We start from the raw sequence: 14926 nt of genomic DNA, 5'->3' as shown, positions 1-14926 counted from the left end.
ACAATTAATTATGGAAATCATTCAAAGAAGATGAAGAAAAATTGTTTTTTAATTCATTCTAGGAGAAAGATAAGGAAAATGAAGGTCGAAAGGATGAGTTCAATGAAGGCAACTGATCTACTTATAGATTGTTTGGAAAATGAAGGCGTTGAGTATGTGTTTGGCATCATGGGAAAAGAAACGCTTGATCTCATGGATTCATTGTCAAAATCAAAACAAATTACATATATCAATGTACGTCATGAACAAGGCGCTGCTTTTATGGCCGACGTTTATGGAAGATTATCGAAAAAAGTTGGCGTCTGCCTGGCAACATTAGGGCCTGGTGCTACAAACCTTCTAACCGGAATAGCATGTGCTACGCTTGACCATTCGCCGGTTGTCGCGATTACGGGACAAGCAAGCTTTGAAAGACAACATAAGGAGTCCCACCAATATCTTGATATAGTGAAAATGTTTGAACCTGCTACAAAATGGAGCGTTCAAATTAAGGATTCAAAAACCATACCTACAATAATCCGCAGGGGATTTAGGGAAGCTCAAATGGAAAAGCCTGGTGCCGTCTTAATTGAATTACCAGAAAATCTTGCACCTGAACAGACTACCTCCCAGCCATTACCGGTTGTACCTATCCCAAAGGGTAAACCTACTGTAGAGGCAATTGAAACCGCACGAGCTTTAATAGAACAGAGCCAAAAGCCGGTTATAATCGTTGGAAATGGGATAATTAGACAAGAAGCTGTGGCAGAGCTCCATGCATTTGCAGAACAACTTCAATCACCTGTTATCCATAGTTTTATGGCAAAAGGAATTTTGCCAAAAGGCCATTCACTTAATTATTTCACATTTGGATTAATGAAGAAGGATAAAGCCCTACCTTTAATAGATGAGTCGGATTTACTTATTGTCATTGGGTATGATGTAATTGAAAAACCGCCTATGGATTGGAATAAAAGAAAACGTCCCATTTTACATCTCGACCCACTCCCTGCCGAAATGGATGAATACTACCCTGTAAAAGCAGAATTAATTGGAGATTTAAATGAAACCTTACAGGCACTTACTCAAACGGAGCTTCCATCTAAACGCTGGGTTCCAACTGGAAATCTAAAAGAGCGAATGGAAACAGTGTATCAAATTAATCAAGATGTAAAAGGCAAACAAGCACTTTCTATCGAGAATATTCTTACTGTGATCGAATCTCATACAACAGAAAAAACCATCGTGATCTCTGATGTTGGGGCCCATAAGCTAGCCATTGCTCGCACGTTTCAACCAAAACAAGCTGGTCGACTCATAATCTCAAATGGATTAGCCTCAATGGGGATTGCCTTACCTGGCTCCATTGGTGCCAAATTAGCATGCCCAGATGACCCCGTTATTTGTATTACTGGAGATGGTGGCGCTTTAATGAATATTTCGGAGTTAGAGACTGCCAAACGATTGGGGGTATCGATTATTGTGATTGTGTTAAATAATTTGACGTTAAAATTAGAGGAACAAATGATGGAAGAAAAATTCTTTCTCAGCTTCGGAGCTAACTTTGGAAACCCCGACTTTCTGAAACTTGCTGAAAGCTTTGGGGTAAAGGGAGTAAGACCTACTCATTTGAATGAATTTGAACAAGTTTTAAAAGGCGCATTAAATAGTGACGGTGAACTCACACTGATCGATATTCAAATGCAAAGTTAATAAAACAACAAGGGGATGGTTGTTCTGCTTTAATGCAAATGAACCATCCCCTTTTTCAAAGGATTTTAATTTCCCTGGAACGGATTGCTCCATCTATCCATTAAGCTTTTTAATAAACGCAACCTTAAGATAGTTTCCTTCCTTAAACTGTTTAATTGTTTGGAAATCCTGAGGTAGTGAAAATTCCTCGACAATTTTATATTTGCTGTTACTTTCCTTAAATGCCATATCAATAAAACCTTTAAATTTTTTCATATCAAATGCCGCACTATTTGTTGAAGCAACAATGACCCCATTCTTCTCCGTTATCGCAATCGCTTCCTTTAGAAGATTCTTATAATCTTTTTCGGCACTGAAGGTAAATTTCTTCGACCTCGCAAAGCTTGGGGGATCAAGGATTACCATATCAAATTTCAGACCTTTTTTACCCGCATATTTAAAATAGTGAAAAACATCTTCCACGATAATGTCATGGGCTTCATAATCAATTCCGTTTACACTAAACTGTTCAATCGTCTTCGGCAAACTACGGTTCGCCAAATCAACACTGGTTGTCTTTGTAGCTCCGCCCAATGCTGCAAAAACAGAAAATGCCCCGGTATATGAAAAGGTATTTAATACGGTTTTCCCTTTTGCATACTTATCGCGAATGGTCCTTCTCACATCCCGCTGGTCAAGAAATACCCCAACCATTGCTTCCTCGTTAAAATAGACTGCAAAATTGACCCCATTTTCTTTTACAATAATCGGAAACTCTCCTCGCTCGCCATCTACAAATCCATCTTCTTCAATATATTTTCCATCAGCACGAAATCTCTTTTTTTGGTAAATCGCTTTATACTGAACGAGATTTTTTAGTGAGGTAAGCACATCGTCGAAATATGTAAAAATGCCTTCACTATACCAATTAATTAAGTAGTAACCGTCAAAATAGTCAATGGTGAAGCCTCCGATTCCATCTCCTTCTCCATTAAATACTCGAAAGGCGTTCGTTTCCTTATCATGAAAAAAAGACCTTCTTTTATCTAAGGCTGCTTTAAGCTTCCTTTCAAAAAATGATTGGTCAATCTTTTCATCCTTGTTCCTCGTAAGTACCCAACCATACCCCTTATTTTGCTTTCCGTAATAGCCCTTACCTATAAATGCATGATGTTCATCAACAAGGTTAATAAGTACTCCCTCTTCTAAAGAACCGACGTCATTCATTACTTGCTTTGTGATTAGAGGGTATCCTCCCCGATACTTATTCACAAGATTTGATTTTACCTTTATATTCAATTCCGTTCCCATGATCTCCATCCTTATCTCTTACCTACTTTTTACCTATGATACCTTTCTCTAAGCCAATTTAAAAGGGGACAGTTCCACGCTACTTAAAAGTAACGAAGATCTGCCCCTTTTTTTACTTATTCATTGCAGATAGGAAATCCCCTAATAGGCCGTCCAAATCGGAAGTATCTTCATCCGTTTCCTCTTCAACAGGATGATCTTGCTTAGCTGTTTCCCAGTTAAATTGATTTAAATCATCCTCGAACGTATCCACATCATGAATAGAAGTGGTTTCTTCTTCCTGCTTTGAAGCTGCAATTTGCATCTCATTAGTTGTAACTTCCTCTTGGAGGTATAAAGCTTCGTCCAGATCCAAGGATTTGCTATTTAACGAAGCAAGTAGCGCAGTTGCACGAACTGGATCTGATAAGAGATGATAAATGATACTTCCAAGCAAGGCCTCGGAGTGCTCATGCTTTAGCCAATTCCGTTGGGATTTTCTTAATGTATGAGGAAGTGGAACCGTAATGACTTCTCTCTCCTTTGAATAGGACTGGCCCACACCCTGCATAACAAACTCGGCAATTTTACTCGAAAAATTCCTTCGCTCAGTTTCCTTTAACCTTTGTAGATGCTTTAATAAATGATCTGGTGTGTCGGATGGTACGCGAAACGATATCGCTTGGCCCCTTTTCACCTCGGTTGAGGTAGACTTTTTCATAGAATCACCTTATTCTATTTCTTTACTGGTTCTTTCACCGGCTCTTGTGATACCCTTTGCTTCTCATTCTTCCTTACATAATCGGTTATAAGCTTATAATAAGCGTTCGCCATCATCCAAATGCTCTCTTTTTCATCTTCAAAGAATTCAATATTATAGCCATCAAGATTATTATTTAATGTTTTGATATAATCCTTTAATACAATGGACCCGCCACCAACAAAATAGCAAATTTCCGTTTGTGAGTTTTTTAACCATACATTGCGAAGTAACCGATATTGCTTTTTCGCTAATTCGAGCAGGATTCGATCTGTTATATCATGAACGCTTGTCCTGCTCCCTTTTACCATAATATGATTACGGTTGTTTTTTCTAGTGATAATTTCAACTACATCTCGGCGACTATCTAATTCTACTCCGTGCTTGGAGCGGATTTCTTCTCTAATGGCTTCCAATGATTCAGACACCCCAAGATTAAAGCCTTGTGCTTTATCATCATCGACAGTTCGATTTCGAATGACCGCTATATCTGTTGAGAGTCCGCCAATATCTTGGATTAAAATTCGTTTATCAATCAAATCCTTATTGATTACCCTCAGATTATTATCCATTACAAGATTAATATACGCTGCAAAGCCTTCTGGATATATTTTGACTTCATTGAATTTGATATTAACCTTTAGCCCTTGGTATCTTGGTGTTACAAGGAATTCCACCTGATGAACGGAGCCTGTTAGCTTTGAACGATATCCAGCATCCTTTCCTTCCTTTACTTCTCGAAGCGGTAATCCTGTTCCCAACGTGTAATTAGCATCAATCACATTTTTTGAGCGTGGAAAGGAAGCCGTGTTTTCTTCGCTTACCGCATCTAATGCCAATGTAGCAAAAAGCATAATCAATGTTTGATCTTCTTCTGATTTACTGCTTCCTGGGTCCAATTCTGATGCACTGCCACTTTTTGTCGCCAAATGGCCAACACGATAAATCACGTTATTTTCCTTTAAAGCAGGGGAATGGACCTTAATATGTATTCCATCCAACGGATTCTTACTATTTAATTCTTCTATTCCAATTACCGGACGATCCTCGGTGTCTCTAGCGATTATATTAGGTATATTTAATTCGTAATCTAGCTCTCCGAAGATCGCCTTTATGGAGTCATTTCCCACATCAACAGCTGCAATTCTAGACATAGACATTCAAACATCATCCCTTTTAGTAGATTTTTTTATTGCTATGTATGCCTTAATAAAAGGGTATAAGAGATTACTAGATTCCTAAATAACTCTGGACGAAAAGAAACATAACTGTAAACCTGTAAACACCTTGTAAACATGTCGTTATTTGTAAACATTTTTTGTTATCTTTGTGTACAAATTCGTACACATGGCGCTATAACGGGATGTATACATATTTGTAAACATGTATACAGAATTGCACACACCGTGTTTACATTTCGTATACACGTAAACGTTTTTGTAAACATCAAAAAATGAAAAGGGGATGTTCCCAAATATCTTGGAAACATCCCCTACTTTTTGTATTAACTTACCTTATTTGCCCATTTCCCCGGATCGTATATTTCGTAGATGTAAGAGCAGGTAAACCCATTGGTCCACGTGCATGGAGTTTTTGCGTACTAATTCCGATTTCAGCGCCAAATCCGAATTCAAATCCATCTGTAAATCTGGTTGATGCATTATGGTAAACAGCTGCAGCATCTACTTCTGTGAAAAACCGCTCTACATTTTCAATTGATTCAGAAATAATTGCTTCTGAATGCTTTGTTCCATATTGGTTAATATGGGCAATGGCCTCTCCTACATTCTCAACTACTTTTACGGCAATCTCTAGCCCTAAAAATTCCGTACCCCAGTCTTCCGTTTGAGCAGGTGTAATCTCTTTTCCTGTTTGTTGGACTGCTTCATCACCATGAATTTGAACATCATGCTCTTGTAAAGCCGTTATTAATTCCCCTAAATGGTTGGATGCCCAATCCTTTTGTACAAGAACATTTTCAATCGCATTACATACAGATGGTCTTTGAGTTTTCGCATTAATCGTGATCTCTATAGCCATCTTTGGATCGGCTGTTTCATCAATAAACACGTGGCAATTTCCTGCACCTGTTTCTAGTACTGGAACGGTTGAGTTTTGAACGACTGTCTGAATCAATTTTGCTCCACCACGTGGAATTAAGACATCAAGATACTCATTTAGTTTGAACATTTCTGATGCTGTCTCTCGGCTAGTATCTTCTAATAATTGTACGGCCTCAATTGGTAGATTACTTCCTTCAAGCGCGCGCTGAATTACCTTTACAATCGCTTTATTAGAATGGATCGCTGTTGAACTACCTCGAAGCACTACGGCATTTCCTGTTTTTAAACAAAGACTTGATGCATCAACCGTTACATTTGGTCGTGCCTCATAAATCATACCGATTACCCCAAGCGGAACTCGAACCTGAGCGATTTTAAGACCATTTGGACGTTCCCATTCTTCTACCAATTGTCCAATTGGGTCTTCAATTTCTGTTAAGAGAATAAGGGCGTCTGCCATATCTTGAATTCGCTGTTCGTTTAATCTTAATCGGTCCAGTAATGACTCACTCATCCCATTTTCTTTTCCAGCCTGTAGATCCTTTTGATTTTCTTCTACTATAAATGCTTGTTCCTTCAGTAGTTGTTCTGAGATTGTAGAAAGTGCTCTATTTTTTTGTTCTGTCGACGCTTTTGCTAGTACTGCAGCTGCTGTTTTTGCCTTTTTCGCTTTTTCAATTAACTCACTCATACTTAACTCTCCTCCCTTTTTGACTTACCCAATTATCCCTATGAATGACAACGCCTTGATCACTGTTTACCTTTACCATTGCTTTTGTACTAGATAATCCTTTTATTTCTATTAATTGATCGGAAGAAAAATTGACTTTTCCTTTTCCGATAATATCTCCCTTTACGTTCACTACCTCAACAACGTCATTGATTCTAAAATTGCCAATAATATTCGTCACCCCTGCAGGGAGAAGACTTTTACCATGGCTTAGAATGGCCGTTGCAGCGCCCTGATCCACTTCAATTTTCCCACTTGGAATCGAATGTAAAGCTAGCCACTGCTTTGATGTATTCATACCAGTTAGTGAGGAGTTCCCAATGTATGTTCCGTCCCCTTTTCCAGCAACTATATCAACAAATTTCTCTTCACCTGACCCAGAGCCAATAAACACTTTAACCCCGAGGCCCAACGCAGTACGTGCTGCCTCAATTTTTGATTTCATTCCCCCTGTGCCTACCTTTGAACCTGCTTCAGTGGCACCACTTAATAGATCATCATGAATGTTTTCGAGGAAATTGTACCTTTTTGCTTCTGGATGTGTTCGCGGGTTTTGATCGTAGATGCCGTTGACATCAGTAATGATGATTAAAAAGTTTGCATGTACGAGTCCACTTACTAGCGCTGATAACATGTCATTATCCCCGAAATTTAATTCTTCTAGTGACACTGAATCATTTTCATTGATAATGGGTACAACATTTCGTTTTAACAGTTCTGATAAGGTTGCATAGGCATTATTATATTGGTCTTTATAAAGGAAATTCTGCCTAGTTAACAACAATTGTGCAGCAACAATCCCATGTTTTTTAAACTCTTCCGTATAGCCTCTTAAAAGTAAACCCTGTCCAACCGCTGCAGCGGCTTGCTTACCTGCCACGGTTTTAGGTCGAGAAGAATAACCAAGATCCATAAAACCAGCTGCCACAGCACCTGATGAAATGAGAATGACTTCGTGCCCGAGTTCCTTTAATCGCGCAATCGCATCAACGTGCTCACGTAGTTTCTCAATACTAAGACCACCATTTTGATTTGTTAATGAACTACTCCCTATTTTGACAACAATGCGTTTCTTCTTCATTTCATTCACCGCCAAATTGTTATAAAAAAAGGTCCTTCCGTCCCTAAAAAAGGACGAAAAGACCGAATCTTTCGTGGTACCACCTTTATTGACACTAGAAATTCATTCTAGCATCCACTCAAAAACCTTTAACGCGGGCAACGGTTAGGTTTTGCCTAACAGTTCAAGGGACAGGTTCAATAGCATTGCAGGCGCGTAAAATCTTTCAGCCGATGAATTTTACTCTCTTTTACCCGAGGACTATTTACTAGTTCCCTATCATTACCTCTTATTTATTTAACTCCATTACTATTTGTGTTTTATGATTAGGAATATTATGAATCAAATTTGTTGCAATGTCAATGTCGCTAAATGATAATATTATAGGAAGAATTGGGAATGAATGTTTTAACAAATAAAGAAGATACTATTTAATTATAATAATTAATGCTTTATCGTTGACATAAATAATAATATCTATATAATAATTAGTATAAACAAGTAATAATTATAGATTTTTAGTCCATACTACTAATAATCTATTTTTAAATAATATATCATTGGAGGAATTTAACATGTCACTTATTGGAAAACAAGTAGAACCATTCACATTACAAGCTTATAAAAATGGTGATTTCATTGAGGTTACTGAAGAAGATTTAAAAGGTCATTGGAGCATTGTTTGCTTCTACCCTGCAGACTTTACATTCGTTTGCCCAACTGAATTAGAAGATCTACAAGATCAATATCCAGCACTTCAAGAACTTGGTGTAGAAGTATTCTCTGCTTCTAGAGATTCTCACTTCACACATAAAGCATGGCATGATTCATCAGAAGCAATTGGTAAAATTACCTATTCAATGATTGGTGACCCTGCACACGTTCTTTCTCGCCAATTTGATGTATTAAGAGAAGAAGAAGGTGCTGCTGACCGTGGTACATTCATCATTGATCCAGACGGAATCATCCAAGCGGTTGAAATTAATGCAGATGGTATTGGCCGTGACGCTAGTCAATTAATTGATAAAGTTAAAGCAGCACAATATGTTCGTAACAATCCTGGTGAAGTTTGCCCAGCTAAATGGAAAGAAGGCGACGAAACACTTAAGCCTAGCCTAGACTTAGTAGGTAAAATTTAAGGGGTGCTTTAAATGATACTGGATGCAGATATTAAGCAACAATTAGCGCAATATCTTCAGCTTTTAGAAAATGATGTACTGCTCAAAGTCAGTGCGGGCTCCGATAATGTTTCAAAGGACATGCTGTCTCTTGTAGAAGAGTTGACAGCCATGTCTTCAAAAATTACAGTTGAGCACACACAATTAGATAGAACACCTAGCTTTAGTGTGAATCGTGTCGGAGAAGATTCTGGAGTAACATTTGCTGGTATCCCTCTTGGACATGAATTTACTTCTTTTGTGTTAGCACTTTTACAAGTTAGTGGAAGAGCTCCAAAGGTTGACCAAAAGCTTATTGATCAAATAAAAGATATTAAAGGTGAATATCACTTTGAAACTTACGTAAGCCTAAGCTGCCATAACTGTCCAGATGTGGTACAAGCATTAAACGTCATGAGTGTTCTTAACCCTGGTATCACACATACCATGATTGACGGGGCTGCTTATAAAGAGGAAGTTGAAAGCAAAGATATCATGGCAGTTCCAACCGTATTCTTAAATGGTGAAGCATTCGGCGGCGGTCGCATGACTTTAGAGGAAATCCTATCAAAAGTTGGAGGAACTCCGGACGCTTCAGAGTTTGCTGACAAAGACCCATTTGATGTTCTTGTTGTTGGAGGCGGACCTGCGGGTGCAAGTGCAGCTGTTTATGCGGCTCGTAAAGGCATTCGTACAGGTATTGTTGCAGAACACTTTGGTGGCCAGATTATGGACACATTAGGCATTGAGAACTTTATTAGTGTTAAGTACACTGAAGGTCCTAAGTTAGCAGCTAGCCTTGAAGAACATGTAAAAGAATATGACGTTGATGTAATGAACTTACAGCGTGCGAAACGTATTGAAAAGAAAGACCTTGTTGAAATTGAACTGGAAAACGGTGCTGTCTTAAAGAGTAAAACCGTAATCCTTTCAACTGGTGCTCGTTGGCGTAATGTCAATGTACCAGGTGAAGCTGAGTTCAAAAACAAAGGTGTCGCATACTGTCCACATTGTGATGGTCCATTGTTTGCCGGCAAGGATGTAGCTGTTATTGGAGGAGGTAACTCTGGTGTTGAAGCTGCAATTGACCTTGCAGGCATTGTGAAGCATGTAACAGTTCTTGAATTTAATTCAGAATTGAAGGCTGACACTGTACTTCAAGATCGCCTTCACAGTCTTCCTAATGTAACAGTCATTACGAATGCTCAAACTACAGAAATTACGGGCACTGACAAAGTAAACGGAATTTCTTATGTTGACCGTGAAACTAAAAAAGAACATCATATTGAATTACAGGGTGTGTTTGTTCAAATCGGTCTTGTACCAAATACGGATTGGCTAGATGACACAATCGAACGTAATCGTATGGGTGAGATTGTTGTTGATAACCGTGGTGCAACGAGTATCCCTGGAGTGTTTGCTGCAGGAGACTGTACAAATAGTCCATATAAACAAATCATTATTTCAATGGGTTCAGGTGCAACTGCATCTTTAAGTGCATTTGATTACATCATTCGAAATAATTGGGATACAAACGCTGATGAAGCTAATCAGAAAACATTAGTTCATCAATAAGATTATATATAGGAAAGTCACTTTATTGCTACCGGTAATAAAGTGACTTTTTTTAATTCAAAAAAGGTAAGAACGTTTTTGTTCTTACCTTTTGATTTGCATTTTCCCTTTTATTCATGATGATCATTTTCTTTTTTAGGCAATGTGGTTGGTACCTGTGATTCTGTCCCTGGTTCTACCAATAAAAATTGCCCCATCATACCGTCATCTTCATGACGCAATAAATGACAGTGATACATATAAGGAACATTAGGGTCTGAATAATTGCCAAACTCTACAACAATTCTAACCTTTGATCCATTTGGTACAAATACGGTGTCTTTTCTGCCTCTTTCATACTCTTGAGGTTCCCTATCATTAATGTCTAAAATCCGGAAAGCTGCATTATGAATGTGAAAATTATGAGACCAGCCAAAATTATTAATTTCCCAAATTTCTGTTGTACCTGCTGGAACAACCTCATCAATTCGATACATGTCCATCAATTTATCATTAATCTTGTTCTCCATTGTTAACTTGAATTGCCGAACCTGTGCATTCTCTGGAACTTCGATTGGTGGAACGCTTGAAAGCTGTCCATCTATTGGCGCTGACTCTTTTAAATCAGGAGCCGCTATGATCTTCAACAAATCAAAATCCCCATTATCAATGCCGTTATTTCCGCTAAAACTGTGGAGGATGGTCTCCTCCCCTGGCTTAAACTCTACAACAATTTCTGCACGTTCACCTGGACTTAACATGAAACGATCCAAAGAAACTGGCTCTTGAAGGAGTCCCACATCATTTGCGACTAGCTTAAAACTACGGCCATCGGTAAATCCAAAATGGTAGGCTCTTGCATTTGAGCCATTAAGCAATCGAAATCGGACCTGACTTGATGTCACTTCAAGATAGGGGTCATACGTTCCGTTCACTAGTATTTCATCACCAAGTGTGCCGAAAACTCCTTCGTTATCCTCTTTCATTTGGCCATCACTTGTAAACAATTTATCTTGTATGATGAGTGGAATATCATCAACACCGTAATCAGAAGGAAGTTTCTTAGAGTCTTCGTCTTCGATAATAAACATGCCCGCTAGTCCACGATATACATGTTGTCCTGTTTTTCCATGTAAGTGAGGATGGTACCAGGTCGTTGCAGATGGTTGGTCAATTGTCCAATGTGGAGTCCATGTTTCCCCTGCCTCAATCATCTGGTGTGGACCTCCATCCATCACAGCTGGCAATCTCATCCCGTGCCAGTGTAAAGTGGATGTCTCTCCTAAGTTATTCACGACATTAAAAGAAACCTTGTCACCGCGCGAAACTCTAATGGTTGGGCCTAAATAGGTACCATTGATTCCAAATGTGTCTGCAGGCTTGCCTGGCAACAATTCTGTTGTTCCTGTTTGCATCGTTAATGTAAAGTTTTTTGTACCATCAGGTTCTATTGTAGGTTCGACAAGTTCTGGAATTTTTAAGGCTTGCTTAAATTCTAGCTTTCCTACATTTGTTATCATTTCTTCCTTTCCACAACCTGCCAAACTTATCACAAGTAACGTTATTAGTAGTGCAAAAAGTCTATTATATGATTTCAATTTAACCCCTTACTTCCTCTCTTACCCATTTGGGAACTACCCTATTAACCTTGTTTCTACTCTATTTTACTACGTTTTTTCTTTGTCAATTTTGAATCATCGTTTTGTCACAAAATCGCCACATGATTTGTAAATTACCTCAACGTTTCGTCGATTAATTATGTTGTTTTCATTCAATCTTCGACACCTTTTACTTACGTTCCGTGGTACGATCCTGATAATGCTAATTACCTATATAACTAAACTAAATCTATAATCTAAGGAGGCTTGTAATGAAAGATAAAATTGTTTTAATTACAGGTGCAAATTCTGGGATTGGAAAAGCGGCGTCGCTTAAATTTGCCTCAGAAAAATATCATGTTATTATGGCTTGCCGCAATATGGAGATTAGTTCTACTGTCCAAAATGACATTATTGAAACCACAAAAAATACGAATGTAGATTTAATGGAACTTGATGTTTCTTCTTTTGATTCAATTCAAGCATTTTGTACAGCTTTTAAAACGAAATACCCTCGACTCGACATTCTGATACATAATGCTGCTTACTTAAATCACGGAGTAAAAGACTATAAACTAAGTCCAGAGCATATCGAATTGTCTTTCGCAACAAATACAATTGGTCCTTTTTTAATGACTCGTTTATTGATCGATCATCTATCGAAATCATCAGATCCAAGAATTCTTCATGCATGCACAACTAACATCAAACACTTCTTCGATTCTAAGAGGAGTATCGAGTTTGACAATTTGCGAGGAGAACATAAAGATACACGCCCTTATAGCACCTATAAGATGTACGGAGATTCGAAAATGGCATTATTAATGCTTACCTTTAAAATGGCCGAGGAATATAAAAGCTTGGGGATCAAAGTGAACGCTCTTCAAATTAACCGTGTAAAACTATCAAAAGAAACAATCAATAAACTGAATTCCATTTGGAAAGTGCTTGCCTATCTACAAAATTTCACTAATCCTCTACCATCTGGCATGGCGGATACTTATTTTCACATTTGTACATCAGATGAATTTAAACATGTGACAGGACAGCTTATCAATCATAAAAGCGAAATTGTTCATCCTGCTACATCCGAAAAAGGCTTTACCCAATTGAAGAATGTCTTTGGTTCAAACAGGTATCCAATTTACGCAATAGATTCTAATAATGTGGAACAAGTATGGGACATGAGCACTACGCTTACCAAAAATTATATTTTATAAAATGGGAAGACATCTTTTTCGAAGGGAAATTGTCTATGATTGAAGAATTCGGATAAAATAAATTTATATACGTTGCAAATTTTAAGGAGTGGATGAGATGTCTGTAGATGTGTATCTTGTTTTTAATGGGAATTGCCGGGAAGCAGTCGAATTTTACGCGAAGGTGTTTAATAATGAAACACCTCAAATTATGACCTTTGGTCAATCACCACAAAGTCCAGAATACCAGCTTCCCGAGGAAGCAAAAGATTTGGTGATGCACGCACGTCTTAACATCGATGGAAGTAATGTCATGTTTTCAGATAACTTCCCTGGTCAGCCATATACAATTGGCGACAATGTTACACTTGCGTTAATTAGTAAAAATATGGATGATTTAAAATCGTGGTATGAACAATTAAAAGATGGCGGCACAGTTGGTATGGAACTGCAAGAAACCTTCTGGAGCAAGCTCTACGGTCAAGTAACAGATAAATTCGGAATCCAATGGCAAATTAACTATGACAGTGGTGAAATGTCCATGTAAAGAAAGAGATACAGGAATTTTTCTTATGAAAAATCTGTATCTCTTTTTATTTAGCCTATAGCTGCTGTGCTTCTTTTAGCTGGAGAATTGAATGTATTGCAAAACGCCTCCATCGCAGCTGTTCTCCTTTTTTCCATTATCTTGATCGTCGAGAAAGGTTAAAAAGTGAAGTCGAAATACAAAGAAGAAAAAAATATAACCTGCTCCATTAAGAATTGACAGTACAAATATCTCCTTGATGATACCTTTCCAAACCTTTCCAAAGAGATTTTTGTATTGGATGACTTCCAAATAGAACCACTCTTATATAGAACCGAAAAAGACCCGCCTCCCTCCTCTGTATGCTATAATAGTCTAATAGTTTTGCGCAGCAGGAGGTTTCATAATGAAAATAAATAAGGGCATCTTATTTGTACTATTAGGTGCTGGATGTTTTGGTTTCACACCGATTTTTGCCAAATTGGGGTTCAGCTATGGCTATTCCCTTGGCCAAATTAATATCGTTCAAATGATTATTTCTTCATTTTTATTATGGTCGATCACTCTAATTAAACGCCCAAGTTTTAAAGGGCTGAATAAGAAGAATGTCCCACAAATTATGATTACTGGTTGTTTTATCGGATTGACAAGTATTTTTTATTATGGCTCGATGCAATATCTGCCAGCCTCATTAGCCATTATTTTAATGTTTCAATTCGTTTGGATTGGAATTATTTTAGAATGGATCTTCAGCAAAATAAAACCTGCCCCTATCACGATTCTATCGATCGTTTTGATTTTAATTGGGGTCTTTTTTGCTTCGAATATAGTAAATGGCAACATCCAGGGGCTCCCTTTTAAAGGTATCCTATTTGGGATTCTTTCTGCATTCACGTATGCGGGTTTTATATTTTTCAGCGGAAAGGTCGCCGTAGATGTAGACCCTTTAACTCGTACTTCCTTAATGGCAACTGGGTCCACCATCTTAATACTCGTCCTTTTCATGCGTGAAATACCATCTGTACTGCCACTTGAGACAGACTTATTAACGGTTACAGTAGGTGTTTCACTATTTGGAGCCGTTCTTCCCCCACTCTTCTTCGCAGTGGGCTCACCATTGGTTCCTGGTGGGATCGCCAATATATTAACATCCATTGAATTACCTATCGCTATCCTATCAGCCAGCCTTATTTTATCTGAAACGGTTACGGGCCTGCAGTGGTTAGGTACCATTATTATATTGGCAGCAATTGCGTTAAATGAACTTGGTAGTAGACTTAATAGAATGAGAAGGAGACATGTTGAGGGGTAGTGTTTT

12 protein-coding genes and 1 other annotated feature are annotated in these 14926 nt (G+C 38.1%); of the genes, 6 read left to right on the top strand and 6 right to left on the bottom strand.

Annotation, left to right across the window (positions count from 1 at the left end; translation table 11 throughout):
* Positions 1-93: 93 nt before the first annotated feature.
* The gene (locus ABC371_RS05895; RefSeq protein WP_412895935.1) at positions 94-1692 is read left to right on the top strand and encodes an acetolactate synthase large subunit; all 1599 of its coding nucleotides are present in this window, start codon (positions 94-96) and stop codon (positions 1690-1692) included.
* Positions 1693-1785: 93 nt separating this feature from the next.
* Here the strand turns inward: ABC371_RS05895 and ABC371_RS05890 are convergent, their stop codons facing one another.
* From ABC371_RS05890 to proB, 5 genes are all read right to left on the bottom strand, one after another.
* On the bottom strand, positions 1786-2982 hold the full coding sequence (locus tag ABC371_RS05890; protein ID WP_412895934.1) for a class I SAM-dependent rRNA methyltransferase: 1197 nt from the start codon (positions 2980-2982) through the stop codon (positions 1786-1788).
* 112 nt (positions 2983-3094) lie between these two features.
* Entirely contained in the window at positions 3095-3682 is a 588-nt protein-coding gene (locus tag ABC371_RS05885; RefSeq protein WP_412895933.1) for a hypothetical protein, read from the bottom strand.
* A 14-nt stretch (positions 3683-3696) separates the two neighbouring features.
* Complete coding sequence (locus ABC371_RS05880; RefSeq protein WP_412895932.1) at positions 3697-4881, bottom strand: Alp7A family actin-like protein; 1185 nt, start codon at positions 4879-4881, stop codon at positions 3697-3699.
* Positions 4882-5230: 349 nt separating this feature from the next.
* Positions 5231-6475, bottom strand: coding sequence for a glutamate-5-semialdehyde dehydrogenase (locus ABC371_RS05875; RefSeq protein ID WP_412895931.1), 1245 nt, complete (start codon positions 6473-6475; stop codon positions 5231-5233).
* Positions 6468-7595 carry a glutamate 5-kinase gene (proB, locus tag ABC371_RS05870; RefSeq protein WP_412895930.1) on the bottom strand — a complete coding sequence of 376 codons (1128 nt, stop codon included), beginning with the start codon at positions 7593-7595 and terminating at the stop codon, positions 6468-6470. Before proB ends, ABC371_RS05875 begins: the two co-directional genes overlap by 8 nt.
* A gap of 46 nt (positions 7596-7641) precedes the next feature.
* Positions 7642-7866: a binding site (T-box leader), on the bottom strand.
* A 283-nt stretch (positions 7867-8149) separates the two neighbouring features.
* Here proB and ahpC point away from each other — a divergent pair.
* Together ahpC and ahpF are read left to right on the top strand one after the other, a co-directional pair.
* Positions 8150-8713 (top strand): alkyl hydroperoxide reductase subunit C, encoded by a 564-nt coding sequence (gene ahpC / locus ABC371_RS05865; protein ID WP_412895929.1) that lies wholly within the window; start codon positions 8150-8152, stop codon positions 8711-8713.
* A 12-nt stretch (positions 8714-8725) separates the two neighbouring features.
* Entirely contained in the window at positions 8726-10306 is a 1581-nt protein-coding gene (gene ahpF, locus ABC371_RS05860; RefSeq protein WP_412895928.1) for an alkyl hydroperoxide reductase subunit F, read from the top strand.
* Between the two features lie 110 nt (positions 10307-10416).
* Here ahpF and ABC371_RS05855 read toward each other — a convergent pair whose 3' ends face one another.
* Positions 10417-11883, bottom strand: a complete 1467-nt coding sequence (locus tag ABC371_RS05855; RefSeq protein WP_412895927.1) for a multicopper oxidase family protein — start codon at positions 11881-11883, stop codon at positions 10417-10419.
* 272 nt (positions 11884-12155) lie between these two features.
* Here ABC371_RS05855 and ABC371_RS05850 point away from each other — a divergent pair, with 272 nt between their 5' ends.
* From ABC371_RS05850 to ABC371_RS05840, 3 genes are all read left to right on the top strand, one after another.
* Positions 12156-13103 carry an SDR family NAD(P)-dependent oxidoreductase gene (locus ABC371_RS05850; RefSeq protein ID WP_412895926.1) on the top strand — a complete coding sequence of 316 codons (948 nt, stop codon included), beginning with the start codon at positions 12156-12158 and terminating at the stop codon, positions 13101-13103.
* Positions 13104-13200: 97 nt separating this feature from the next.
* Positions 13201-13629, top strand: coding sequence for a VOC family protein (locus ABC371_RS05845; RefSeq protein ID WP_412895925.1), 429 nt, complete (start codon positions 13201-13203; stop codon positions 13627-13629).
* Positions 13630-14014: 385 nt separating this feature from the next.
* On the top strand, positions 14015-14920 hold the full coding sequence (locus ABC371_RS05840) for an EamA family transporter (protein WP_412895924.1): 906 nt from the start codon (positions 14015-14017) through the stop codon (positions 14918-14920).
* The last annotated feature ends 6 nt before the right edge of the window (positions 14921-14926 follow it).

Origin of the sequence: Bacillus jepli (genome assembly GCF_047238305.1) — a bacterium.
Lineage (GTDB): Bacteria > Bacillota > Bacilli > Bacillales > Bacillaceae_L > Ferdinandcohnia.
Note: the sequence above shows the minus strand (reverse complement) of the source record. Positions and strands in the feature narration are given on the sequence as shown.

Excerpts from the sequence above, each read along its gene's own strand:
- ABC371_RS05845 (WP_412895925.1), top strand. The coding sequence starts at position 13,201 with ATGTCTGTAGATGTGTATCTTGTTTTTAATGGGAATTGCCGGGAAGCA.
- ahpF (WP_412895928.1), top strand. The coding sequence starts at position 8,726 with ATGATACTGGATGCAGATATTAAGCAACAATTAGCGCAATATCTTCAG.
- ABC371_RS05895 (WP_412895935.1), top strand. The coding sequence starts at position 94 with ATGAGTTCAATGAAGGCAACTGATCTACTTATAGATTGTTTGGAAAAT.
- ABC371_RS05840 (WP_412895924.1), top strand. The coding sequence starts at position 14,015 with ATGAAAATAAATAAGGGCATCTTATTTGTACTATTAGGTGCTGGATGT.
- ABC371_RS05885 (WP_412895933.1), bottom strand. The coding sequence starts at position 3,682 with ATGAAAAAGTCTACCTCAACCGAGGTGAAAAGGGGCCAAGCGATATCG.
- ABC371_RS05850 (WP_412895926.1), top strand. The coding sequence starts at position 12,156 with ATGAAAGATAAAATTGTTTTAATTACAGGTGCAAATTCTGGGATTGGA.
- ABC371_RS05890 (WP_412895934.1), bottom strand. The coding sequence starts at position 2,982 with ATGGGAACGGAATTGAATATAAAGGTAAAATCAAATCTTGTGAATAAG.
- proB (WP_412895930.1), bottom strand. The coding sequence starts at position 7,595 with ATGAAGAAGAAACGCATTGTTGTCAAAATAGGGAGTAGTTCATTAACA.
- ABC371_RS05880 (WP_412895932.1), bottom strand. The coding sequence starts at position 4,881 with ATGTCTATGTCTAGAATTGCAGCTGTTGATGTGGGAAATGACTCCATA.
- ABC371_RS05875 (WP_412895931.1), bottom strand. The coding sequence starts at position 6,475 with ATGAGTGAGTTAATTGAAAAAGCGAAAAAGGCAAAAACAGCAGCTGCA.
- ahpC (WP_412895929.1), top strand. The coding sequence starts at position 8,150 with ATGTCACTTATTGGAAAACAAGTAGAACCATTCACATTACAAGCTTAT.